Consider the following 22637-nt stretch of genomic DNA (forward strand, 5'->3'; position numbering starts at 1 on the left):
CGGCCCGCCTGGAACCTCACTCGTTGCCGGCGGCCATGTCCCATACCTTCTGGGCGATGGGGTTCTTCTGTTCCTCGATGATGTGGGCCATCAGGCCCACCGAGCGGCCTATCATCGTCAGCGCCTTGCCCAGTTCCGGTGTCAGGCCCATGTCCAGCACGATGGCGCCCTTGGCCCCGGTGGCGTTCAACGGAATCTTGCGGCCCGACTGCCGAGCGGCCGCCGCGGCCAACTCCACGGCAAAGCGCGAATAGTTGCCGTAGTAGCCGCAGTCCCGGGCGATCTCGAACATCTTTTCGCAACGGGGATCGCCGTCCACGTGTATCGGATGCCCCACGCCAGGAATCTTGCGCTTGGCCGCTTTGTTGGCCTTGACGCATTCCTCGGCATACTGGCGCAGTTCCCCGTCCGTGTAGCTGTCCTGTGGGGGCAAGGCGTCGCGCAGGAAGCGCGCGGCGTATTCGATCACGCCCAGGAAACGGCTGCCGGCGCCCAGCAGTCCCGCCGCCAGGGCGCCCTGCATGGCCTCGGGCGCGCCATGCAGGGTCAGCCGCGCCGACAAGGCGCTGGGCGTGAGGCCATGATCGGTCGCGCTCACCAGGAACAGGTTGAGCATGGTCTTGAGCTGGGGCGTGGGGAACTCGCCCAGCAGCTCCAAGGCCAGAACGTCGATAAAGTCGCGCTTGAAGAGGTCCTGCACCAGGTCATGGCCACGCACCAGGATGGTATGGGCGTCGCCGCCGCCGATCTTGCTGTCGAACATCTGAAATCTCCGTATTTTTTTGGGGGCAGCGGCCTCCAGGATGGAGGACGGCCGCTGCACCGGTTCGCTATTCGATGACCGCGTCCAGGGCCACCACGCCCTGGCCCTGGTTCAGCACCACCAGCGGGTTGACCTCCAGCGATTGCACGCCATCGCCCAGGGCGGTGAACAATGCCGCGATGCGCTGCACGGCATCCACCAGAGCCGCCTTGTCCCGCGCCGGCAGGCCGCGATGGCTGGCCAGGCGGCGCGCGATGCGCGTCTGGTCCAGCGCCTGCTCGACCTGCGCGCGGCTCGCGGGCAGGTGGCAACGCGCCACGTCGGCCTCGACCTCCACCCACACGCCGCCCGTGCCCATGCTCAGCACCGGGCCGAAGACCTCGTCGCGATGCAGGCCCACCAGCATTTCAACGCCGTCCACCACCATTTCCGACACCAGCACGCCGCGGATGGCGGCGGCCGGCACCTGATGCCGCGCCGCGTTCGCGAGGATGCGTTCGAAAGCCTCGCGCACCTCGGCCTCATCGCGCAGCCGCAGCTGCACACCACCGATTTCGCTCTTGTGCAACACGCCGTCAGCCACCAGCTTGAGCGCCACGGGAAAGCCGATGGCGCGCGCCGCCGCTGCCGCCGCTTCAGCGGAAGCAGCCTGGGATTCCCTAGGCGAACGCACGCCATACTGCGCCAGCAGCGCCTTGGCCTGCGCTTCGTTGCAGGGCAGTTGAACGGCAGGCGCAGCTGCCGGCAAACCCGCGGGCGGAACGTCCTGAACCTCTTCCACAGATTGTTCCGCATATCCGCTGACGCGCTTGAGCGCCTGCATGGCATTGCGCAGGCTGTAGACGGGCGCGAAGCCTTCCTGGATCAACAGATCGTGGGCCGGTCCGCGGCGGCTGCTCATCCAGACGGGCACGAAAGCCTTGGCCCCGCCCCGCGCCACGGCCAGCATGTTGCGCACCAGTCCTTCGGTGCTGGCCGAATAGTTGGAAGTGATGGGATAGAGCACGGCATCGACGCCCGGATCGGCGAACAATGGCGCCAGGCAGCGCCGGGCCAGCTCCGGATCGGTCAGCGCCTTGGTGGTCAGGTCCACGGGATTGGTCAGCGCCGCGTAGGCAGGCGCATGCCGCGCCATCTCTGCCACCGTTGCGTCCGCCAGCACGGCCATGGCCAGACCGGCTTCGCCCACCTTGTCGGCCGACAGCACGCCCGCGCCGCCCGACGACGAATACACGCAGATATTGCGCAAGCTGCGCACGCCCACGCGCGATATCAGGCTGGCTACGTCCAGCAGCTCATCCAGGTCTTCCACGCGGATGACGCCGTACTGCGAGAACACCGCATCGTTGACGGCATCCTCTCCGGCCAGCGAGGCGGTGTGCGACTGCGCCGCCTTCTTGCCAAAATCCGAGCGGCCGATCTTCAGCGCGATCAGCGGCTTGCCCGCGCGGCGGGCGGCGGCCGCCGCCGCGATGAAGCGCGGGCCGCTGCGGATGCCTTCCATCACGGTGCAGATCAGGTCGGTGCCGGGATCATGCGCCAGCCAGTTGATGAAATCCGCGCTGTCCAGGTCCAGTTCGTTGCCGGTGGAGAACCAGCGCGAGAAGCACACGCCGCGTTCGTTGCCCTGCATCAGCGAACGGCCCAGGCCGCCGCCCTGCGTCACCAGGCCGATGCGCGAAAGCTTGCCGGTCCTGCCGTCGTTGCGGAATTCAGTGGAAAAGGTCAGTCCCAGGCGCGGCGCCAGCATGGTCATGCCCGCGCAGTTGGGGCCATACAGGCGCATGCCGCTGCGCTGGGCCACTGCCAGCATCTCGGCCTCGACCGAGCGTCCCGCCTCGCCCAGTTCGGCGAAGCCGCCCGTGAACACGATGGCGTAGCGCACACCCTTCGCGGCGCAAGCGCGCAGCGTGGCGACGGCGGATTCCGCCGGCACCAGCAGCAAGGCCACGTCGATGCCATGGACCGGCACCACGTCCACGCTGGCATGCAAGGGCTTGCCGAAAAGCTCGCCGCCCTTGGGGTTGACCAGATGCACCTCGCCGTCGAAATCCGAATGCTCCAGCACGTTGACCACGGTGGTGTGGCCGAGTGTGCCCGGCTTGCTGGAAGCGCCCACGATCATGACCGACCGCGGCCGCGTCAATTCCACCAGGTCGTCGAAGCTGACCTTGGGATCGAACTGGGAAGGACTCGCGCTCATGCGGCCTCCGGTCGGCATTTCATCAAGGTGGTCCATTCGGATTCCACCACGGTCTCGCCGTTCTGGTTCTTCACCGTGCGCAGCATGGTGACACGTCCCGTTCCGGGGCGCTTCTGCGACAGCGTCTTCTCGCCTATGCTCAGCTCGACATGAATGGTGTCGCCGATGAGCACCGGCTTGCGCCATTGGCAGCGCAGTTCGGTCAGCGCCAGCCGGGTGCCGTCCATCAGGCGGTACACCGGCATGCGAGTGGTCAGGCCCGAGGCGATGGCCAGGGTCAGCATGCCGTGCGCGGCGCGCTGGCCGAAGGGATGGCCGGCGGCGAACACCGCGTCCGTGTGCAGCGCGTTGTAGTCGCCGGACAGCCCGGCGAACTGCACCACGTCGGCCTCGGTGACCGTGCGGCGCGGGCTCTCCCAGGATTGCCCGGACACCAGGTCCTCGAAGTACAGGCGCCGGCCCAGGTGTTCGTCCAGATCGAATGGCGTGCTCATGCGTAGCGCCCTCCCGTCACGTGCACGGTTTCGCCCGTGGTGAAGCCCGCCAGACGCGACGCCAGGAAGGCCACCGTGGCGGCCACGTCGGCCGGATCCCCAAGACGGCCGACCGGCGTGTTGGTCTTGGCGCGTTCGGTCAGGTCTTCATAGTCGGGGCGCTTCTGCATGCGCGGGGTCGAGATGACGCCGGGAGCGACCGCATTGGCGGTGATGCCGAACTTGCCTGACTCCAGCGCCAGCGAACGGGTGAAGCCGATCAGCCCGGCCTTGGCGGCCGAATAATTGGTCTGCCCCGGATTGCCCAGATGGGCGCGCGAGGCAATGTTGATGACGCGGCCGAAGCGCTGCTCCATCATCAGCGGCAGCACGGCGCGCGAGCAGTGGAAGGCGCCCAGCAGCGTCACGTCCAGCACCGCGTGCCAGTCTTCCTCGGACATCTTGGTCAGATAGCGGTCGCGCGCGAAGCCCGCGTTGTTGACCAGGATGTCCACTTTCTGCCAACGCTGCGCCGCCTGCTGCACGGCGCTGCCCACCTCGTCCTTGTTGGTTACGTCGGCGCGCACGCCCAGCACCTGTCCGCCCAGGGCCGACAGTTCCTTGCAGGCCGATTCGATCGCCACTTCGTTGGCGTCGCACACCACCACATTGCAGCCTTCCTGCACGAAGCGCCTGGCCATTGCCATGCCCAAGGTGCCCGCGCCGCCCGTGATGAAAGCGGTGCAACCCTTCAGTTCCAGATCCATGATGCCATTCCATTCAAGTTTCAATGTTCCTGCCGCGCCTGGCCCGACCGGGCCCGGCGTTCAATCGACCTGCAAGCGCGCCTGTTCCACCAAGGCCTTGGCGCCCGCCCGTTCCTTGGCCCAGAACGCCGCGAAGGCTTCCGGCGTGCTGCCCACCAGCGGCGTGTAGATGCGCGCAAAGCGCTCCCGGACCTCGGGCATCTGCAAGGTTTCGCGCAACGCGCCTGAGAACTTGTCGACGATGGGCTGGGGCGTGCCGGCGGGCATGACCACGGCCTGCCAGGTCGTCACCTTGAAGCCCGGCACCCCGGATTCGGCCACCGTTGGCACGTCGGGCATGTCGGACACGCGCTGGTCGCCGCTGACCGCAAGCGCGCGCAACGCGCCTTCCTTGATGAAAGGCGCAGTGGTGGAACGGCTGTCCACCATGAAGGACAGACGCCCGGCGATCAGGTCCTGCAAGGCCGGGGCGCTGCCCTTGTAGGGCACGTGCGTCATCGGCGCGTTCAGGGCCAGCGACAGCGCGGCGCCGGCAACGTGCATGGAGCTGCCATGTCCGGCGGACCCGTAAGACAGCCCGGCGTCGGGCTTCTTCGCCGCCTGCACCAGGTCCTGCATGGTCTGGAACGGCGAAGACTTGGGTACCACCACCACCAGCGGCGAATCGGTCAATTGCGTGACCGGCACGAACGCCTTGCCCGGATCGACCTGCACACCCTTATAGAGGTAGGTGTTGATGGCCAGCGGTCCGACGTTGGCCCACAGCGCCGTGTAGCCGTCGGGGTCGGCCGTGGCCACGGCCTGGTTGGCGATATTGCCGTTGGCCCCTGGCTTGTAGATCGGCACGATGGGCTGCCCCAGCTTTTTCGACAGCTCGTCCTGCACCATCTTGAAAGCGATGTCCGAAGCGCCCCCGGGCGCGAAGCCGATGACCATGCGGATCGGCCGGTCGGGCCATTCCGCGTGCGCACCCGCCGCCAGCACGCAGGCGGCCAGGCCCGAGGCCAGTTTGACGATGAACTTCATGTTGTCTCTCCTGAGCGACACGCTAGATGGTGGTGTCGTACTTGACGTTCTTGAGCTGCGTGTTTTCGTAGATGGCTTCCAGTCCGCGCTCCTTGCCGATGCCGGACTGCTTGTAGCCGCCGAAGGGCGCGTCGAACGACGTACGCAAACCCGTGTTGATGGCCACGCTGCCTGATTGCAGGCCGCGCGCCATGCGCAGGGCGCGGCCGCCGTCGCGTGTGTACAGCACGGCGGCCAGGCCGTAGCGCGTGTCGTTGGCGATGCGCAAGGCGTCGGCCTCGTCGCGGAAGCCGATGAGGGATTGCACCGGGCCGAAGATCTCGTCCTGCGCGCTTTGCATGCGTGCATGGGAGTTCAGCAGCAGCGTTGGCGACACGAAGTAGCCCTTGGCCGTGTCGCCTTCCAGCTTCATGGTCCCGTAGTGCGCCGGCAGCGCGCCCTCTTCTTGCGCCAGCGCTACGTACTTTTCTACACGTTGCTTCTGGGCCGCGCTGACCAGCGGCCCCATCTCGGTGGCCGGGTCGGCGGGCGAGCCGATGCGCACGGCGTCCAGGCGTTGCGTCAATAGGCCCAGGAATTCCTCGCGCACGGACTCCTGCACCAGCAGACGGGTGCAGGCGATGCAGACCTGGCCGGAGTTCTTGATGATGTCGCCTGCGGCCACGGCCGCGGCCTTGTCCAGCGGCGCGTTCTCGAACACGATCAGCGGCGACTTGCCGCCCAATTCCAGCGTGACCCGCTTCACGTCCGCGGCGCCTGCCGCCAGAATGCGCGCGCCCGTCACGGTGCCGCCGGTGAACGACACCCGCGACACCAGCGGATGGGTGACCAGCCGTTCGCCCACCGTGGCGCCCGGGCCGTTGACCACGTTGACCACGCCCGGCGGAAAGCCGGCTTCCTCGAACAGGCGCGCCAGCGCCATGGTGGACAGCGGCGTCACCTCCGAGGGTTTGAGGATCACCGTATTGCCCGCGGCCAGCGCCGGACCAAGCTTGTTGACGGTAAGCGTCATCGGGTAATTCCACGGCATGATGAGCGCGCATACGCCCAGCGGCTCGCGTATCGTGAAATTGAGCACGTCGGCGTTGCCCACCGGAATGGTCTCGCCACGCAGGGCCGGAATGATGCCCGCGAAGTACTCCAGCGACGCCGGCATGCCCTTGAGCGAATCCAGCGAATGCGTGATGGGCTTGCCCACGTTCAGCGTTTCGATCCAGGCAAGCTTCTCGCGGTCGCGCTCGAACAACTCGGCCAGGCGCCGCAGCAGCTTGCCGCGCTGGGCTGGGGTGGTCTTGCGCCAATGCGTCTCGAAGGCAGTGTGCGCGGCCTGCACGGCGGCGTCGACGTCGGCGGCCGAGGCTTCATGCACATGGGCAAGCACCTGCGCCGTGGCCGGGTTGAAGGTCTCGAACGTGCGGCCTTCGGCGCCTGCGCGCCAGTTTTCCCCGATCAACAGTTCGTAGGGGTGGGAATCTATGACATCCATGCGGGCGCTCCTTACGCGGCCATTTGCAGGTATAGGGATTGGATTTCTTCGGGCGCCAAGACACGCGGATTGATGGGCATGGAGGCGCTCAGCATGGCCTGGCTGGCAAGCTGCGCGGCGTCCTGCGCCGACAGCGCCAATCCGGCAAAGCGCAGGGGAATGCCCGCCAGCCGCGCCAGCGACTCGACCGCCTCGATCAGGGCCGTGGCGTCCTGTTGTTCGTCTTCGCTGGCGGCTATGCCCAGGGCGCGTGCGGCCTCGGCGTAAGGTGTCGCGGCGGTCTGCGCCGTGTGGCGCGCCACCACGCTGAAGATCGGACCCAGCACTTCCGCATGGGCCATGTGGACTCGCGATTCCAGCGGCGTGCACATGGCATGCACCGCGTCCACCTTGCTCATGCCGATGGCGAGGCCCGCCATGTAGGCGCCCATCTGCATGTCGGCGCGTGCACGCAGGCTGTCCGGCGCGCGCAGCACGTCGGGCAGCGCCCGCATGCACAGGCGCAAGGCCTGCAAGGCCATGGCCTTGCCGACCGGGGAAGGATCGGTGTTGATCCAAGCGCCCAGCGCATGCAGCACCGCGTCGAAGCCGCCTTGCGCAGTGGGGCGCAACGGCAGGCTGAGCGTCAGATCGGGCTGCAACGCCACCAGCGACGGGCGTGCGCGCAGGGAACGGTACAGGCGCTTGCGGCCGTCGTCGCCCTGGATCAGCGCGGCCGAGCTGCTTTCGCTGCCGGTGCCCGAGGTCGTGGGTACGGCGATGAAGAGTGGATCTGTGCCTTCGACGGCGGAGTTCAGCCAGGCCTGTCCGCGCGGCGTCGGCAATTCGTCGGCTTCCAGTCCGCCAGCCAGACAGGCGTAAACCGCTTTGGCCACGTCGATGGCGCTGCCGCCGCCGACGGCCAGGATACTGGCGCAGTCCAGGTCGTGCGCCGTACCCAGCGCCGCCCGCACCTGCGCGATGGCGGGGTTAGGCACCACGCCGTCATAGACATGCCATTGCAGTCCCGGCACGGCCGCAAGCGCCGCCTCAACGGCAGGCCCCAGCGCCCCCCAGGTGCCGGCGTCGGTCACCACCAGCGGCAGGCGCAGTCGCGGGCCGGCAGCGGCGAGCGTTCTGGCCAGGGCGTCCGCGCCCCAGTGACAAACGCCCGGCCAGGCCATCACGCCCTGGGCCTGAAGCGCACAATCTTGCTGACCGCTCACATCGTCCTCCTGATCTTGCATAATTTGCTATGCGAATTTATAATTCATTTAGTGAATTGATAATAGAAAAGGAGCTTGTCCATGTCAAGAGCCTCATCCCGCACGCCTGCCAACGACGCAGCCGAAGACACCGCCGAACCCGACCGCCAGTTCGTCACCGCGCTGGCCCGCGGGCTCGACATCCTGCGTTGCTTCAGCGCCGAACGGCGCATGTTGGGCACGACGGAACTGGCGCATCTGACCGGCCTGGCCCAACCCACGGTCTGGCGGCTGTGCCATACCCTGCAAAAGACGGGATTCCTGACCGCCGTGCCCGGCAAGGACAAGCTGCAATTGGGCATCGCCGCCATCGCGCTGGGCGGCGCCGCACTGGCAGGACAGGAAGCGCTGGACGTCATACGGCCGCTGCTGCAATCCCTGGCCGATCGTTACCAGGTGGCGGTGGCGCTAGGCCGGCGCGACGGCGACAGCATCGTCTACCTGCTGCGCTGCCAAGGGAACTCGCCGCTGCTGATGAACCTGCGCGTGGGTTCGCGCATTCCGCTATTCCATAGCGCGATCGGCTGGGCCTACCTGGCCTGCTGCTCGCCCGAGGAACGCGAGACCCTGCTCCAGGAAGCCCGCGCATCCGGCAAGGCCGGCGACGCCGCGGAACAACAAGCCATCGCCGAAGCCATCGCCCTGTATGCGGAGCGCGGCTTCGTCTATCACGAGCGCCCCGCCTACCAGATCAATACGGTGGCCGCCGCCATCGAATTGCCCGCCGGCGAACGCTACGTGGTCAGCTGCGGCGGCCCCGCAGCGCTGCTGCCCCGGTCACTGATGCTCGACGAAGCCGGCCCCACGCTGCAGCGGCTGGCAGGCGAGTTGCAACCCATCCTGCTGATGGGGAGGCACGTGTGAACCAGGCTCTCGCGCCGGCCGATGCCACTGAGGTTCCGCCACGCTGGCCCACCCGCATCACCGAGCTGATGGGCATACGCTGGCCGCTGCTGTTAGGCGGCATGATGTGGCTGTCCGATGCGCGCCTGGTGGCCGCCATGGTGCGCGCGGGCGGCATGGGCTTCATGACTGCGCGCAGTTCGCGCACGGACGAGGATTTCAGGCAGGCGCTGCGCGACTGCCGCGAACTGACGGGCGGCCTGCCCTTCGGCGTCAACCTCACGCTGTCGCGCCGCGCGGCCCACAACGACGCCATGCTGACGCGGCTGCGCATCGCGCTGGAAGAAGGCGTGCGTCTCTTCGAGACGGCGGGGCTGCCGCCCACGCCGCTGCTGCCCACCCTGCGCGAGGCCGGCGCCATCGTCATCCATAAATGCGCGCACGTGCGCCACGCCGTCGCGGCGCAGAAGATGGGCGTGGACGCGGTCACCCTGGTCGGCATGGAAGAAGGCGGCCACCCAGGCAGCAATCAGCTGCCCACTTTCCTCAACGGCGCTTACGCCCTGGAACAGCTGCACATTCCGCTGGCGCTGGGCGGCGGCATCGGCCACGGCCGGCAGATCGCCGCGGCGCTGGCGCTGGGCGCCGACGCGGTGGTGATGGGCAGCGTCTTCACCCCCGCGCAGGAAACCCCGGCGCACACTGCCTACAAGCAGCGGGTGGTCGACACCAGCGAGCACGGCACCCGCGCCGTGCTCGGCAGCCTGGGCGACACCTGGCGCATCCTCGACAACGAAAACGCGCGCAAGGTCGCCGCCCTGGAGCAGGCCGGCGCAAACCGCTACGCGGACTTCGGCGAACTGATCAGCGGCGAGCGCACCCAAGCCCTCGCCTACCAGGCGGGCCAGCATGAAGAAGGCATGCTGTCCATGGGACCGGCGGTGGGCTTTGCCCGCGGCATCGAGCCCGTGGAAAGCATCGTCCGGCGGCTGCAGCAGGAATGCGTGCAGGCCAGCATGCGCTTCCGGCGCATGGTCGATTCCGCCTGAGCGCCGTCCCGCGCCAGCGGGATATTCCCTCCCTCGATCCCTGCCCCGCCCTTGCGCGCGGCAGGGATTTTTCATGCGCTGGCGCAGCCGATTTGGCCGCCGGCTGCCAGCCCGTTATTGCGGCGTCCCGACAGCCGCAGTATCATCAATTCATTAAACGAATTAATAATTCGCTGTGTGAATTATTAAACGGACCACCCAAGAGTCCGCCAAGCGCATCACAAGCGCGCTCAACCCAGAAAAACAGGAGACAGGAATGAAGTTCAGCAAGTTGGTCGCGGCAGCCCTGCTGACCGCCGGCTTCGCGACGGCGGCCACGGCCGCGGAATGGCCCGACAGGCCGATACGGGCGGTAATCGGCTTCGCGCCGGGAGGGCCTTCCGACATCGCGTTCAAGATGATGCAGGACGAGTTGAGCAAGAAGCTCGGCCAGCCCGTCATCCCGGAGTACAAGCCGGGCGCCAATGGCAATCTCTCGCTGCTGGCCGCCGCCAGCGCCCCCGCCGACGGCTACACCATCCTGTGGACCAACGCGGCCACCATCGCCGTCAACCAGTACCTGTACAAAGATCTGAAGGTCGATCCGGCCAAGGCGTTCGCGCCCGTGGCGCAACTGACGGATTCGCCGCTGGTGGTGGTGGTGCCCAAGGATTCGCCCTACCAGACCATGGCGGACCTGATCGCCGCCATCAAGGCGGACAAGCAGGCCACGCTCACCTACGGCTCGCCGGGCTACGGCAGTTCGGCGCACACCGCGGCCTCCTCGCTGGCGCTGGCGCTGAACACCAAGCTCACGCACGTGCCGTACAAGGGCAGCGCGCCCGCGCTGCAAGACCTGATCGCCGGACGGCTGACCTTCATGATCGACAGCCGCTCCAGTTCCCTGCCATACATCAAGGACGGCATGCTGCGCCCCCTGGCGGTCAGCGGCGCCACCCGCGTCAAGGATCTGCCGGACCTGCCCACCATCGCCGAGTCCGGCGTCCCGGGCTTCAAGGTCACCACCTGGCAGGCGGTGGTCGTCCCCACCGGCACGCCCAAGCCCATCATCGACAAACTGGCCCAAGCCCTGGAAGAAACCGCCGCCATGCCTATCGTGCAGGAACGGTTCGAGCGCATCGCCACACCCTTGGTCAGCAGTTCGCCCGAGGCGTTCGCCAAGTTCTGGGCGGAGCACCGCGAGGTCACCCGCGATCTCGTGGAACGCGCCAACCTGAAGCTGGAGTAAACGCATGAGCAACATCGACCTGACGCCCGAACAAGAGGAACTGCAGCACAGCATCCGCCGCTTCATGCAGGCGGAAGTGGCGCCCATCGTGGCGCAGCACGAAAAGGCGCGGACCTTTCCGTTCGACCTCATGCCCAAGCTGGCGGATCTCGGCTACCTGGGCGGCAACCTGCCGGAAGACCAGGGCGGACACGGCATCGACATGCCGACCTGGGCCATGATGATGGAAGAGCTGGGTTACCACTGGCTGTCGCTGCGCACCATCGTCAACATCACCAACGGATCCATCAAGCGTTTGGCCGCTCATGGCTCGCCGGCGCAGAAGGAGAAGTACCTCAAGCCGCTCATGGCCGGCCGCCTCAAGGCCTGCACCGGCCTGACGGAACCGAACACCGGCTCCAATATCGCCGGCATCCAGACGCGGGCCGAGCTGGTGGGCGACGAATGGGTCATCAACGGCCGCAAGCTGTGGATCACCAACGGCTGCGACGCGGACTTCGCCATGGTGGTCGCGCGCACGTTCAGCCCCACCTGCGAAGGCAAGCTGTCGACCTTCATCGTGGAACGGGCGCTTGCCAACTACGACGTGCGCAAGCTCGACACCATGGTGCTGCGCTGCACCGGCACGGCCGAACTCGGCTTCACCGACGTGCGCATCCCGAAGGAAAACCTGGTCGGCGTCGAAGGCGCGGCGCTCGCCGGCACCCTCAAAGGCCTGGACGCCGCGCGCTTGAACATCGCCATGGGCGCCGTCGGCGCCGCGCAGGCAGCCTTGGACATGTCCATCGACTATGCCAAGCAACGCGAGCAGTTCGGCCGCCCCATCGGCAGCTTCCAGCTGGTGCAGAAGCACATCGTCGACATGACGGTCCGCGTCGAAGCGGCGCGCGCCCTGGGCATGCGCGCCGCCCACGCGCTGGAAGCCGGCAAGGACGTGCGCCAAGCCTGCTCCATCGCCAAGCTCTACGCCACCGAGGCCGCCCACGAAGTGGCCAACATGGCGCTGCAAGTGCACGGCGGGCTGGGCTATTCGGAGGAGTACCCGATAGAGCGCATCTTCCGGGACACGCGCGGCGGCATGATTCCCGAAGGCACGACGGAGATCCAGACGCTGATCGCGGGGCGGGAGATCCTGGGGATGAACGCGATCAGCTAGGCAGCGGAAAAACCTAAACGCCGGCGTCGTGCTCCCAGGCACGCATCCGGGTGCGGCAATGCCGCAGCGCGCGCGTGAGATGCTTGTTCACCATGTCGGTGGATATGTCGAGCTTGCGGGCGATCTCGTCGTGAGACATGCCTTCGACCTGCCGCATCAGGAATGCGCGGCGGCACGCCGACGGCAGTTCATCCAGGGCCCGCTCCAGACGCGTCAATTGCTGACGGCGATATAGCTGCTCTTCCTGCAGCGGCGCCTCGCATCGCACGGCTTCCGCTTCGGCATCGAGCGACAGCGCCTGAATGCCGCGCCGGCTGCGGTACAGATCAGAGCAAAGATTGAGCGCAGCGCGAAACAGGAAGGCCCGCGGCTGGGCGATGACGCACTCAGCGTTGCGGTCCAGCACGCGCGCATAAGCCTCCTGGGCCACGTCGGCAGCGTCGTTCGCGTCGCCGAGCTTACGCCCTAGAAACCGCAGCAACTCTTTGTAGTACTGCTCCATTCGGACATTCCCCCGCGATGATTCCGAATAAGGCGCGACGGGTGAAATCCTGGATAATCCCACCTGATTCCATGCGTTCCACCCCTCGGCGCCGCAGCGCGACCGAAGTGTAACAAATCTCATTCATATTAACTGCCATGGCCGTCCCTCCCACGACTTTCTCCGGCAACCAGGATGATCTCCTGACCGAGCAGGCCGTCGAATGGTGCGTGCGCATACACGACGAATCCTGTTCCGAACAGGATCGCGCCGCTCTGCAGGCCTGGCTCGAGGCAGATCCGCGCCATGCCCGCGAGTACGAAGCGGTGCGTGATCTGTGGTCGCTGTCCCGGGAACTGCCGGCTACCCCCGCGACCGGAGCGGCTCCCGCCCGGGCATCGCGCACGCCGCGTCCCTACACCCGCTGGGCGCTCGGCGCCTGCGCGCTAACTCTGGGTTGTTGGGCCGCGGGTTGGTGGTTCGCCCTGCTCCCCAGTGCCTATCATCGGTATGCCAGCGGCACGCAGATGACCACCGTCACGTTGGGCGACGGCAGCGAGGTCGACATGAACATCGACACCTCCATGGTGTATCGCAACTACCGCGACACCCGGCGCGTACGCCTGAGCGACGGCGAGGCCTATTTCCGCGTGTCGCACGACGCCAACCAACCTTTCGTGGTGGAAGCGGGCCGGGGCACCATCACCGTTACCGGCACCGCGTTCAATGTCTGGAAATCCGGCGATACCGTCGTCGTCACCCTGCTCGAAGGCAGCGTCGACTTGCGCACCGACACAGGCGGCAGGAAGGTAAGCATGCAAGCGCTGACGCAGGCGCGCTATACCGAACGCAACGAGCCGCAGACCCGTACCGTCAGCGGCTCGGCGTCGACAGCCTGGCGCAACGGCAAGCTGGTGCTCGACAACACCACGCTGCGGGACGCCATCATGCAGATCAATCGCTACCTGCCCGTCGAGGCGCGCTATACCTCGATCGACCCCGCCATCGCCGGTCTGCGCCTTGGCGGCACCTACGAAATACGCAATGTGGCCGAGCTGGCTCAGGCTCTGCCCAACATTCTGCCCGTCCGCTCCTTGCGGCGTCCGGACGGCAGCCTGGCCCTGGTGGGCGGCCCGGCTCCATAGCGCCCGGCTGACGCCTATTCGGCGTTGAAGTTTCATTTAGTTTCAATTTCCCGTTCCTAGTGGGGCCGCGGATTTCGTCTCAGGGATTGATAACGGTAATTATTTTCAATCCCCTTTGGACAGCCCATGCGAGCCAGATCGACCGCGTCCTCCCGCGCACCGTTTGTTCCCCTCATCCCCCGCCGTTTCCTCCTGCCGCTGTTTGGGGCATGCGCATGGCTAGGCGCCGCCTCCACGCAAGCAGCGCCCGTCGATATCGATATTCCATCCCAGAGCCTGTCACGTGCATTGCATGAGCTTGGCAATCAGGCACGGCTGCAGGTCCTGTATAGCCAGGACCTGGTCGAAGGCCTGCGCAGTCCGGGCGTACGCGGCCGCATGGAGCCAGCGGAAGCGTTGGAACGCCTGATAAACGGCCGCGGCATCCGCTATTCGATCCAGAACGACACGGTTACCCTGACCCCGCAGCCCCACACGGCCACGCTGCCGCCAGTGAATGTCGTGGGGACCTTGCCCGACGCCGAAACCTATGTGGCCACGGCCACACTGGCCGGCACCAAGACGGATACCCCGCTGATCGAGGTGCCGCAATCGATCTCGGTAGTCACTGCCGCGCAGATCCGGGAACAGAACCCGCAGACACTGGGCGACGCCGTGCGCTACATCCCCGGCATCGTGGTGCAGGAAGGCTTCAACCGCACCGATGACCCCTTCATCATTCGCGGCTTCGATGTCCGCACCAACCCAGGCGTCATGTTCCGCGACGGCCTGAAAGTGCCGCTGCCACACTACAGCGCGATGTCCGAGCCCTATGCGCTCGATCGCATTGAAGTCGTGAAAGGCCCGGCGTCGGTCCTGTATGGCCAAGCCTCGCCAGGCGGGATCGTCAACGTGGTGTCGAAGCGGCCGACCGACACGCCCTTGCACGAACTGCAACTCAGCGGCGGCTCGCACGACAACAAGCAACTGGCGGGCGACTTCGGCGGCCCTCTCGACGACGCAGGGCGGCTTACTTACCGATTGACCGGCCTGGTGCGCGACGCCGACACCATGATCGACCATATTCCGGATGATCGTCTTTACCTGGCGCCCGCGCTCACCTGGCGCATTGCGCCCGACACCTCCCTGACCTTGCTTGCGAGCTACTTGAAGAACAAGACCATCAACAACGCGGGGTATCCGCTGGAAGGGTCGGTGCTGCCCAATCCCAACGGCCGCATCGCGCGCGACCGTTTCACCGGCGAACCCGACTGGAGCAAGTGGAACCAGGAAGTGGGCAACGTGGGCTACCAATTCGCGCACCGCTTCAACGAAACATGGCAATTCAGGCAGAACCTTAACTACGCCCAATCCCGCAACCGGGTGAACCATGTGTACTGGAACACTTGGGTGCCCGGCAGCAATTTTTCGACAGCCGAACGCGGCGCCTACCGGCGCGACGACGACGCGCATGGCGTCAGCGTCGACAACCAGTTCGAAGCAAAGTGGGAGACTGGCCGTTTCAAACAGAACGTGTTGTTCGGCCTTGATTACACCGAGACTTCCTTCACGCGCAAGCAGTATGCCGGCTACAACAACCTGACGCCGATCAACTTCTTTGATCCCGTGTATGGGTCGTCCGTGGTCCTTCCGGCCGAGCCCAACACCTACACCAACGAGAAGCGCAGCCAGGTCGGCCTGTACTTGCAGGACCAGATCAAGTTCGACGACAAACTGGTGCTGGTCCTCGGCGGCCGCTACGACAGCGCCGACAGCAAGACGCTCAACAAGCTCAATGACAGCAACACACGCACTGACGACAATGCGTTTACATACCGCGTCGGCTTGCTCTACCTGGCGGAAAATGGCGTGGCTCCGTACGTCAGCTACTCCACCTCATTCCAGCCTCAGACTGGCACTACCTCGCCCGCGCGCGGCACCGCCCCTTTCGACCCCACCAAGGGAAAACAATGGGAAGCCGGCGTGAAGTATCAGCCCAGCGGCTCGAACTCCTTCATCACCGCGTCCATATTCGAACTCACGCGTACTAACGTTCCCACGACCGATCCCGACAACTCCATCTACAACGTGCAGGAAGGCGAGGTCCGGTCGCGCGGTCTTGAACTGTCCGCTACCGCCAATCTGACTCCGGGATGGAACCTGATCGCGGCCTACACCTACACGGATGCCGAAATCACCAAGAGCAACTCCAACACGCTGGGCCGCACGCCCGAGGCCGTGCCGCGCAACATGGCCTCGCTTTGGTCCGACTACACCGTGCAATCCGGCGCGCTGGCGGGTTTGAACGTTGGAGCCGGCGTGCGCTACATCGGATCCTCCTTCAACGGCGCCAACAGCGCCAAGGTGGGCGACTACACACTGTTCGACGCTGCGCTGCGCTATGACCTCGGCGCACACAGCCCTGCGCTCAAGGGCTGGATGGCCGATCTGACCGTGCGCAACCTGTTCAACAAGGACTACGTGGCTTCGTGCACGTACGCCTGCTTCTTCGGAGAAAGCCGGACTGTGCTGGGCCGGGTGACGTACAAGTGGTAGAGCCCCGACGTCACTCCAATTGAAGCCGCGACACCATCGGGCCGAATTGCGCGAACTGTCCCTTCAACAAGGTGTTCATGTCGGCTGGACTGGATCCGCTCGGTTCAGCGCCCAGCTCGGCAAGACGCTGACGAATGGCGGGCTGCTGGACGGCCTTGGCCACCGCCCCGCCGATGCGCGCCACAACGGCGTCGGGCGTCTGCGCCGGCGCAAGCAAGCCGTTCCATCCCTCGGTGTCGATGCCGGTAAAGCCCAGCTCGCTGGCGGTGGGCGTATCCGGCAAGGACGGCGAACGCTGGGGTGAGGTGACAGCCAGCGCGGTCAGGGAACCCGCGCGAATATCGCTTAGCGAAGAAGACAGCTGGTCGCCGCCCATCTGGATGCGGCCCGCCAGCATTTCGCTCTTCAAGGGCGCGGCGCCCTTGAAAGGCACGTGCGTCATGGCGGCGCCAGTCTGTTCCTGGAACCATACGCCGAACACGTGGATGTAGGAGCCGGGGCCGGTGGAGCCATAGGCGTAATGGGTGGCAGGATTTTTCTTGAGCAGCTCGGCGAACTCGCGCAGATTGCGGGCCGGCACCGAAGGCGTGGATGTGATGACCAAGGGCACGTTGGCCACCACGCTGACGCTGCGCAGATCCGCCAGGGGATCGAAGTTGAGCCGCTTCGCGCCCTGCGCCACCAGCGCCGCCAAGGGATAGGAGATATTGGCCATCAGCACCGTATAGCCGTCGGGCGCGGCCTTGGCCACGGCATCGGCGCCCAGCAGGCCGCCTACGCCCGGACGGTTCTCGACGACCACTGGCTGTCCCAGTTCCTGCGACATGGGCGTCGCGATCAGCCGCGCAATCAGGTCGGTGGTTCCGCCGGCGGCAAAGGGCACCACGATCTTCACGGGCCTCGCCGGCCAATCCGCGGCGCTCGCCAGGCCCAGGCTGGACGCCAGGCCCGCGGCCAACAGCAGCCTGGCCCAACGGCGCCGGGCGGGGTTCGTCACGGATCGGTACACCAAGCAACTTGCGATTCGCATTTCTGGAGCTCCAAGAGGGGATCGTGGGCGTGCGCCGCGGCGCCATGCATGGCGCCGGAATTTCTGGATACCTGATGAAAAACCTGGGCTGAGGGCGTCTCGTCGCGGATGCGCTTGCGCAACATGCCGATGTGTTCGATATCGACCTCGACCGTATCGCCGTCCTTCATGTAGCGCTTGGGATGATGGTGCTTGTCCGGAGAATATGTAATCAGATTAAATATATATATTCTGGTTTTCCCTCTATGATTTTCATAGACAAAACCCCTATCGTTCCTCATGACTTCCGCCTCCCCCCCGTTCCGGACTGCGGCATCGGCCCTGGCCAATGACATCCGCGCCGACATCATCACGGGCAGCCTGCCTCCCGGAGCGCGCCTGCGGATCAAGGATCTGTGCGACCGCTACGACAGCGGGGCCATCCCGTTGCGGGAGGCGCTGTCGCGCCTGGCCACCAGCGGCTTCGTGGTGGCGGAAGACCAGCGCGGCTTCCGCGTGGCGGACGTATCGGCGGAAGAACTGCTCGACATCACCGAAACCCGCATCCATATCGAATGCGAAGCGCTGCGCCGCGCCATTGCGCGCGGCAGCCTGGACTGGGAAGAGCGGCTGGCCGGCGCGCACCACCGCCTCAGCCGTCTGCCCCTGCACGCGCCGGACGGATTGGGAATGTCCGCCGAATGGGAACAAGCGCATTCCGCCTTCCATTCCGCACTGATCAACGGCAGCGACTCCAAGTCGCTCATCGCCATCGCCGAGCTGCTGCGCGACCAGACCGCGCGCTACCGCTACCTGTCGGTGCAGCGGCACGCCGGCGCCCGGAACGCCAAGGCTCCCAAAAAGGGCAAGGAACGCAACATCGCCGGCGAACACCGCGACCTGCTGGAAGCCGCGCTTGCGCGCGACGCCGGCACCGCCGTCGAACTGCTGGCCCAGCACCTGCGCCAGACCACCCAGCTGGTGCTGGCGCAGATTCCAAGCCACTAGCAGCAGACCTGATCTTCGGCGGGACGCCAGCGCCGCGCGCCCCCCGGGGAACAACCCGGCGCTCCACGTCAAAACCACAACCTACCAAAAGTAAGTTACTATTGGTAGGTTAACTATTTTGATGGAGCCGATACGCCATGCACGCACTCATTGTTGTCGCCCACCCCGATCCTGCATCGCTTACCCACGCGGTGGCACGACAGATCGCGGAAGGAATTTCCGCATCCAATTCCGAGCATTCCTTCGAAGTCGCCGACCTGGCGGCGGAGGGTTTCGATCCTAGATTCACCCAGCCAGACACGGCGCTGGCCATGGGCCGGGGCGAGCCGCTCGCGGAAGTCGCGGCCGAACATGCCCGCCTGGAACGCGCGGATGCCCTGGTCCTGGTCTACCCCGTGTACTGGTGGTCTTTCCCAGGACTGCTCAAGGGCTGGATCGACCGGGTGTTCACCCAAGGCTGGGCCTATGAAGACGCGGACGGCAAGCTGGTCAAGAAGCTGCAACACCTCAAGGTGCATCTGGTGGCGTTGGGCGGAGCCAATCAGCGCACCTATGCGCGGCACGGCTACTTCGGCGCCATGAAGACGCAGATCGACCACGGCATCTTCGGTTACTGCGGCGCCCAAGTGCTCACCTCAGACTTGCTGCTGCCCTCGGACGCCGGCTTTCCCGCCGCCCATCTCGCGACCGCCCAGGCGATCGGCGGGAAGATTTTCTCCTCGCGTGCTGTAATCCGCGAGGAGGAAGTCGAACCATGACAGCAAAAGCATCAAGCACCGCCAAAACCGCCACGCAGCGTCGCCTGTCCCGCGACGAGCGCCAGCGCCAGTTGCTGGATGTCGCCTGGAAACTGATCAGCGACGAAGGCACGGACGCGCTGACCCTGGGACGGCTGGCCGCGGATGCAGGCATCACCAAGCCGGTGGCCTATGACCACTTCGGCACGCGCAATGGCTTGCTGGTGGCGCTGTATCAAGACTTCGATGTGCGCCAGACCGCGCTCATCGACGCCGCGATCGCCGCCAGCAAACCGGCCTTGAAGGAAAAGGCCGGGGTCATTGCATCGGGCTACATCGAATGCGTCATGACCCAAGGGCGCGAGATTCCCGGCGTGCTAGCCGCGCTGGGCGGCTCGCCGGAACTGGCCGCCGTCAAGCACCAGTACCAGCAGGCTTTCATCGAAAAATGCCAGGCCATACTTGCGCCTTACGCCGGACCCGCGGGAATCCCGGCCGCCGGCATGTGGGCGATGCTTGGCGCGGCCGATGGCCTGGCGCACGCGGCCGTGGCCGGAGACATCAGCGTGGAACAGGCGCGCGACGAGTTGATGGAAACCATCGTGGCGATGGTCAAGCGCAGCAAGTAATCAGAGAACGCGGAGAAGGCACCGAAGCGAGGACTCGCCGCGCGCCCTCACCCGCGGGCGCGGCGGCATTCCGCGCCTTATTCCTCAGCGCAGCGGCATCGCCACCGGACGCAGCGGCGCCGCATCGCCACCGCGGATCTTCAGCGGTCCGCCGATGAAGGCGAATTCATAGACCTGGTCGCGCGACAGCTCGTCCAGTGCCGCGAGTTCGATGATGGGCACGCCCTTCTGCGCCAGCAGATAGGTATGCAGCGGCACATAGTCGTCCGACACTTCAGAGGGGAAGGTCTCGAAGCTGAGATTGTCCGCCCCCAGGATCATGGCGCCGCCCTCCTCGACCAGGTAGCGCGCCGCGTCCAGGCCCATGCCTGGCGGCTTGGCCATGTAGGCGGCCGGATCGTTGTACAGCTTCATGCGGCCGGTGCGGATCAGCACGATGTCGCCCTCGCGCAGTTCGGTCTTCTGGCGCGCCAGCGCGGCCTTCAGGTCCTGCCGCGTGATGCGGTACTGGTCGGGCAGCATGTCCACGCCCTTGAGCGCGGCCACGTCGATCAAGACGCCGCGCGCCACCAGCGGCGGGAATTTTTCGATGCCGGTGCGCTTCCAGCCACGGTCGCCCAGATGCTCGTCGGCACGGAAGCCGTTCCAGATCTTGCCGTGGATGCCAAAATGGTTGAGCGCGTCGATGTGCGTGCCGGTGTGGCTGTACATCGAGAACGCCGTGCCGGTGTAGCTGCGCATGGCGTTCATGTCCTGGCCCACGCCCATGGGGTCGTCGACCTCGGTGCCGCGCGGCGTGTGCGTCATCCAGAACTGGTACCGGGGATCGCCCGCGTCCTGCCAGCTGGGCATGCCCATGTAGTATTCCGTGGCCAGGTCATAGACCTTGCCGCCAGCCACGCGCGACATGACCGCGGCGCGCGATTCGGGCGTGATCAGATTGAGGCGGCCAATTTCATCGTCCGGCCCCCAGGGGCTGATGCCCACCTCCTGGCCGGACGCGGGCGCCCGGGCGGGCGCGCCATGCGCGAGGACGTTGAAGCTGAGGGCGGCGCCCAGCGCCAGGCCGAGCAGTTTGCGGGTGTAGCGGATAGTCATGATGCACCTTGTGCGTGTGGCTGCCGTCCTGCGGACGGCAAAATGAAAAGAAGAAAAATGTGGGCGATGGCCGGGTACGCGACGATCAAGCCCCGGGCAAGGCCGGGATCAATGCCTGCAATCTGTCCCGCAACTCAGCGGTCGACATGGTCCGCAGGCGGGCCCGGTGCGGGCCGGCGATCAAGGTAGGAATGGAATCGATGGCCAGCCGCGCGGCGGCCGCGCGGTCGGCCTGCACGCGCCGCAGCGCCTCTTCGCTCTGCATCAGCGCGGCGAATGCGCCGCGGTCGTGACCCAGCCCGGCAGCGATATCCAGCAGCACGGCGTTATCGCCGACGTTGCGGTGCGCGCTCAGGTGGGCGTGCTGGATCGCGTCGAACATGTCCCAGTGGCCAGCATCGCCGGCCAGCAGGTGGGCCGCCTGGCAGGCCAGCGCGCCCGCCATGCCGCTGGGATAATCGAATGGCTCGGCGCGCATGCCCTCGACGTCGATGCGAGGCTGGTCGTCATGGCGGGCGCAGGCTTCCCAATGGCCCAGGATCACCTGCTTGGCGCGCTCCATCGAGCCGAACACCTGGCACATCTGTTCGGGCGAGTCCTGCAGCACGAAGCTGCGCTGGCGCACGGCGATGCCCAGTTCGGCAGCCACCTGGCGCAGGCGGGGAGACATTACATAGCACCAGCCGCAGACCACGTCATGGAAGAAGTCCACGGTCAGCGGCGCAGCGGGTGCGTAATCGGGTGTCGAAGTCATGATGGCGTCCATCTCGTTTCAATGGACGCCAGCTTAAGGACGGGCCGGCGCGGGAGTAAGGTGTCCGCCGGCAGGACTTTATTAGCTGGCCGTCAACAATCGCCTTGCATCGCCGCCGGCAGGTGCGCCACCAGGAAATCCACGAAGGCCTTGACCTTGGGTTGCAGGTGGCGGCTGGTCGGATAGACCGCGTAGACGTGGCGCGGCGCGGCCGGCAGCTGCGGCAACACGCGCACGAGCCGGCCGCTGGCGATGGCCGGCGCGGCCAGAAACGACGGCAGCGCGCCTATGCCCAGCCCCGCTTCCAGCAGGTCCCGCAGCATCAGGCTGTTGTTGACCTGCACCTGCGCCGGTCCGGCCAACGGATCCGCCTGCTGGCCGGTTTCCTCATCCGCAACGGCGCCAGGGCTTTCGGCCAGGCTATAGCTGAGGATGTCATGCCCCCGCAGCGCCTCCATGCTGTCCGGACGGCCGCGGCTGTCCAGGTAGGACGGCGCCGCGCACAGCACCTGCGTCAGCGACGCCAGCCGGCGCGCGATCAGCGACGAATCATCCAGCTGGGCGCGCAGCCGGATCGATACGTCGAAGCCCTGCCCCACCGCGTCGACCAACCGGTCCTCCATGGCCAGGTCCAGCCGCAGGTCGGGATACTGGTGCAGAAAGCGCGCCAATAGCGGCGACAACACGCTCAGGGCGAACGAGACCGGCGCGTTCACGCGCAGCCGCCCCGAGACCAGGCGGGACTCCCGCTTGACGGATTTTTCCAGCGCATCCAGCTCGTCCAACAGCCGGCAGCATTCGGCGTAGTAAGCCGCGCCCGTGTCGGTCAGGCTCATCTTGCGGGTGGTGCGCTGGATCAGCACGGCGCCGAGGTGGGCTTCCAGCGCCCGCAGCTGCTTGCTGAGGCCGGCGGACGACATGTCCAGATTCTCGGCCGCCTTGGCGAGGCTGCCCAGTTCCACGATGCGCCGGAAGGCGCGCATGTAGTTGAAGGTGTCCATGC

The 22637-nt window shown here is 66.1% G+C and carries 22 protein-coding genes; 9 read left to right on the top strand and 13 right to left on the bottom strand.

The features are described 5' to 3' along the window. Positions 1-16: 16 nt before the first annotated feature. From AC6LKD_RS00555 to AC6LKD_RS00585, 7 genes are all read right to left on the bottom strand, one after another. Complete coding sequence (locus AC6LKD_RS00555; protein ID WP_013396072.1) at positions 17-763, bottom strand: citryl-CoA lyase; 747 nt, start codon at positions 761-763, stop codon at positions 17-19. Between the two features lie 67 nt (positions 764-830). After that, positions 831-2966 carry an acetate--CoA ligase family protein gene (locus AC6LKD_RS00560; protein WP_498114720.1) on the bottom strand — a complete coding sequence of 712 codons (2136 nt, stop codon included), beginning with the start codon at positions 2964-2966 and terminating at the stop codon, positions 831-833. Beyond that, entirely contained in the window at positions 2963-3460 is a 498-nt protein-coding gene (locus AC6LKD_RS00565; RefSeq protein ID WP_013396074.1) for a MaoC family dehydratase, read from the bottom strand. Before AC6LKD_RS00565 ends, AC6LKD_RS00560 begins: the two co-directional genes overlap by 4 nt. Next, positions 3457-4206 carry an SDR family NAD(P)-dependent oxidoreductase gene (locus tag AC6LKD_RS00570; RefSeq protein WP_498114721.1) on the bottom strand — a complete coding sequence of 250 codons (750 nt, stop codon included), beginning with the start codon at positions 4204-4206 and terminating at the stop codon, positions 3457-3459. The genes AC6LKD_RS00565 and AC6LKD_RS00570 overlap by 4 nt, the downstream gene beginning before the upstream one ends. A gap of 60 nt (positions 4207-4266) precedes the next feature. Further along, complete coding sequence (locus tag AC6LKD_RS00575; RefSeq protein WP_013396076.1) at positions 4267-5232, bottom strand: Bug family tripartite tricarboxylate transporter substrate binding protein; 966 nt, start codon at positions 5230-5232, stop codon at positions 4267-4269. A 22-nt stretch (positions 5233-5254) separates the two neighbouring features. Beyond that, positions 5255-6718, bottom strand: a complete 1464-nt coding sequence (locus AC6LKD_RS00580) for an aldehyde dehydrogenase family protein (RefSeq protein WP_498114722.1) — start codon at positions 6716-6718, stop codon at positions 5255-5257. Between the two features lie 11 nt (positions 6719-6729). Then, positions 6730-7923 (bottom strand): iron-containing alcohol dehydrogenase family protein, encoded by a 1194-nt coding sequence (locus AC6LKD_RS00585; RefSeq protein ID WP_498114723.1) that lies wholly within the window; start codon positions 7921-7923, stop codon positions 6730-6732. A gap of 81 nt (positions 7924-8004) precedes the next feature. On the opposite strand from AC6LKD_RS00585, the gene AC6LKD_RS00590 reads away from it, so the two are divergent. The 4 genes from AC6LKD_RS00590 (at position 8005) to AC6LKD_RS00605 (ending at position 12238) form a co-directional block, all read left to right on the top strand. Beyond that, complete coding sequence (locus AC6LKD_RS00590; protein WP_498114724.1) at positions 8005-8826, top strand: IclR family transcriptional regulator; 822 nt, start codon at positions 8005-8007, stop codon at positions 8824-8826. Then, positions 8823-9854 (top strand): NAD(P)H-dependent flavin oxidoreductase, encoded by a 1032-nt coding sequence (locus tag AC6LKD_RS00595; protein ID WP_498114725.1) that lies wholly within the window; start codon positions 8823-8825, stop codon positions 9852-9854. The genes AC6LKD_RS00590 and AC6LKD_RS00595 overlap by 4 nt, the downstream gene beginning before the upstream one ends. 256 nt (positions 9855-10110) lie before the next feature. Further along, positions 10111-11082 carry a Bug family tripartite tricarboxylate transporter substrate binding protein gene (locus AC6LKD_RS00600; protein WP_498114726.1) on the top strand — a complete coding sequence of 324 codons (972 nt, stop codon included), beginning with the start codon at positions 10111-10113 and terminating at the stop codon, positions 11080-11082. A 4-nt stretch (positions 11083-11086) separates the two neighbouring features. Next, a complete protein-coding gene (locus AC6LKD_RS00605) occupies positions 11087-12238 on the top strand; it encodes an acyl-CoA dehydrogenase family protein (protein WP_498114727.1) in 1152 nt (383 codons plus the stop codon). Positions 12239-12251: 13 nt separating this feature from the next. Here the strand turns inward: AC6LKD_RS00605 and AC6LKD_RS00610 are convergent, their stop codons facing one another. Further along, complete coding sequence (locus tag AC6LKD_RS00610) at positions 12252-12740, bottom strand: sigma-70 family RNA polymerase sigma factor (RefSeq protein ID WP_013396083.1); 489 nt, start codon at positions 12738-12740, stop codon at positions 12252-12254. 137 nt (positions 12741-12877) lie between these two features. Here AC6LKD_RS00610 and AC6LKD_RS00615 point away from each other — a divergent pair, with 137 nt between their 5' ends. Together AC6LKD_RS00615 and AC6LKD_RS00620 are read left to right on the top strand one after the other, a co-directional pair. Continuing rightward, a complete protein-coding gene (locus tag AC6LKD_RS00615) occupies positions 12878-13864 on the top strand; it encodes a FecR family protein (protein ID WP_498114728.1) in 987 nt (328 codons plus the stop codon). Positions 13865-13990: 126 nt separating this feature from the next. Next, positions 13991-16399 (top strand): TonB-dependent siderophore receptor, encoded by a 2409-nt coding sequence (locus AC6LKD_RS00620; protein ID WP_498114729.1) that lies wholly within the window; start codon positions 13991-13993, stop codon positions 16397-16399. A gap of 10 nt (positions 16400-16409) precedes the next feature. Here AC6LKD_RS00620 and AC6LKD_RS00625 read toward each other — a convergent pair whose 3' ends face one another. Continuing rightward, positions 16410-17396, bottom strand: a complete 987-nt coding sequence (locus AC6LKD_RS00625; RefSeq protein WP_207470743.1) for a Bug family tripartite tricarboxylate transporter substrate binding protein — start codon at positions 17394-17396, stop codon at positions 16410-16412. Continuing rightward, positions 17393-17599 (bottom strand): fumarylacetoacetate hydrolase family protein, encoded by a 207-nt coding sequence (locus AC6LKD_RS00630; protein ID WP_242702660.1) that lies wholly within the window; start codon positions 17597-17599, stop codon positions 17393-17395. The genes AC6LKD_RS00625 and AC6LKD_RS00630 overlap by 4 nt, the downstream gene beginning before the upstream one ends. Before the next feature lie 109 nt (positions 17600-17708). Between AC6LKD_RS00630 and AC6LKD_RS00635 the strand changes: the two genes are divergently transcribed. The 3 genes from AC6LKD_RS00635 to AC6LKD_RS00645 all read left to right on the top strand — a co-directional run bounded on the left by AC6LKD_RS00635 (position 17709) and on the right by AC6LKD_RS00645 (position 19782). Next, the gene (locus AC6LKD_RS00635; protein WP_207470741.1) at positions 17709-18416 is read left to right on the top strand and encodes a GntR family transcriptional regulator; all 708 of its coding nucleotides are present in this window, start codon (positions 17709-17711) and stop codon (positions 18414-18416) included. Positions 18417-18553: 137 nt separating this feature from the next. Beyond that, entirely contained in the window at positions 18554-19174 is a 621-nt protein-coding gene (locus AC6LKD_RS00640; protein ID WP_498114730.1) for an NAD(P)H-dependent oxidoreductase, read from the top strand. After that, positions 19171-19782 carry a TetR/AcrR family transcriptional regulator gene (locus tag AC6LKD_RS00645; protein ID WP_498114731.1) on the top strand — a complete coding sequence of 204 codons (612 nt, stop codon included), beginning with the start codon at positions 19171-19173 and terminating at the stop codon, positions 19780-19782. The genes AC6LKD_RS00640 and AC6LKD_RS00645 overlap by 4 nt, the downstream gene beginning before the upstream one ends. A gap of 84 nt (positions 19783-19866) precedes the next feature. Here AC6LKD_RS00645 and AC6LKD_RS00650 read toward each other — a convergent pair whose 3' ends face one another. The 3 genes from AC6LKD_RS00650 to AC6LKD_RS00660 all read right to left on the bottom strand — a co-directional run bounded on the left by AC6LKD_RS00650 (position 19867) and on the right by AC6LKD_RS00660 (position 22635). Then, positions 19867-20880 carry a cyclase family protein gene (locus AC6LKD_RS00650; protein ID WP_207470734.1) on the bottom strand — a complete coding sequence of 338 codons (1014 nt, stop codon included), beginning with the start codon at positions 20878-20880 and terminating at the stop codon, positions 19867-19869. 85 nt (positions 20881-20965) lie between these two features. Beyond that, positions 20966-21646: a DsbA family oxidoreductase gene (locus AC6LKD_RS00655; protein WP_498114732.1), complete on the bottom strand. Its 681-nt coding sequence runs from the start codon at positions 21644-21646 to the stop codon at positions 20966-20968. Positions 21647-21726: 80 nt separating this feature from the next. Beyond that, positions 21727-22635, bottom strand: a complete 909-nt coding sequence (locus AC6LKD_RS00660) for a LysR family transcriptional regulator (RefSeq protein WP_498114733.1) — start codon at positions 22633-22635, stop codon at positions 21727-21729. Between the last annotated feature and the right edge of the window lie 2 nt (positions 22636-22637).

Source organism: Achromobacter sp. D7-1 (genome assembly GCF_059760445.1).

What these genes read in the sequence shown, in the direction of transcription:
- AC6LKD_RS00555 (WP_013396072.1), bottom strand. Translation starts at nt 763, where the DNA reads ATGTTCGACAGCAAGATCGGCGGCGGCGACGCCCATACCATCCTGGTG.
- AC6LKD_RS00560 (WP_498114720.1), bottom strand. Translation starts at nt 2,966, where the DNA reads ATGAGCGCGAGTCCTTCCCAGTTCGATCCCAAGGTCAGCTTCGACGAC.
- AC6LKD_RS00565 (WP_013396074.1), bottom strand. Translation starts at nt 3,460, where the DNA reads ATGAGCACGCCATTCGATCTGGACGAACACCTGGGCCGGCGCCTGTAC.
- AC6LKD_RS00570 (WP_498114721.1), bottom strand. Translation starts at nt 4,206, where the DNA reads ATGGATCTGGAACTGAAGGGTTGCACCGCTTTCATCACGGGCGGCGCG.
- AC6LKD_RS00575 (WP_013396076.1), bottom strand. Translation starts at nt 5,232, where the DNA reads ATGAAGTTCATCGTCAAACTGGCCTCGGGCCTGGCCGCCTGCGTGCTG.
- AC6LKD_RS00580 (WP_498114722.1), bottom strand. Translation starts at nt 6,718, where the DNA reads ATGGATGTCATAGATTCCCACCCCTACGAACTGTTGATCGGGGAAAAC.
- AC6LKD_RS00590 (WP_498114724.1), top strand. Translation starts at nt 8,005, where the DNA reads ATGTCAAGAGCCTCATCCCGCACGCCTGCCAACGACGCAGCCGAAGAC.
- AC6LKD_RS00600 (WP_498114726.1), top strand. Translation starts at nt 10,111, where the DNA reads ATGAAGTTCAGCAAGTTGGTCGCGGCAGCCCTGCTGACCGCCGGCTTC.
- AC6LKD_RS00605 (WP_498114727.1), top strand. Translation starts at nt 11,087, where the DNA reads ATGAGCAACATCGACCTGACGCCCGAACAAGAGGAACTGCAGCACAGC.
- AC6LKD_RS00610 (WP_013396083.1), bottom strand. Translation starts at nt 12,740, where the DNA reads ATGGAGCAGTACTACAAAGAGTTGCTGCGGTTTCTAGGGCGTAAGCTC.
- AC6LKD_RS00615 (WP_498114728.1), top strand. Translation starts at nt 12,878, where the DNA reads ATGGCCGTCCCTCCCACGACTTTCTCCGGCAACCAGGATGATCTCCTG.
- AC6LKD_RS00620 (WP_498114729.1), top strand. Translation starts at nt 13,991, where the DNA reads ATGCGAGCCAGATCGACCGCGTCCTCCCGCGCACCGTTTGTTCCCCTC.
- AC6LKD_RS00630 (WP_242702660.1), bottom strand. Translation starts at nt 17,599, where the DNA reads ATGAAGGACGGCGATACGGTCGAGGTCGATATCGAACACATCGGCATG.
- AC6LKD_RS00635 (WP_207470741.1), top strand. Translation starts at nt 17,709, where the DNA reads ATGACTTCCGCCTCCCCCCCGTTCCGGACTGCGGCATCGGCCCTGGCC.
- AC6LKD_RS00640 (WP_498114730.1), top strand. Translation starts at nt 18,554, where the DNA reads ATGCACGCACTCATTGTTGTCGCCCACCCCGATCCTGCATCGCTTACC.
- AC6LKD_RS00645 (WP_498114731.1), top strand. Translation starts at nt 19,171, where the DNA reads ATGACAGCAAAAGCATCAAGCACCGCCAAAACCGCCACGCAGCGTCGC.
- AC6LKD_RS00650 (WP_207470734.1), bottom strand. Translation starts at nt 20,880, where the DNA reads ATGACTATCCGCTACACCCGCAAACTGCTCGGCCTGGCGCTGGGCGCC.
- AC6LKD_RS00655 (WP_498114732.1), bottom strand. Translation starts at nt 21,646, where the DNA reads ATGGACGCCATCATGACTTCGACACCCGATTACGCACCCGCTGCGCCG.
- AC6LKD_RS00660 (WP_498114733.1), bottom strand. Translation starts at nt 22,635, where the DNA reads ATGGACACCTTCAACTACATGCGCGCCTTCCGGCGCATCGTGGAACTG.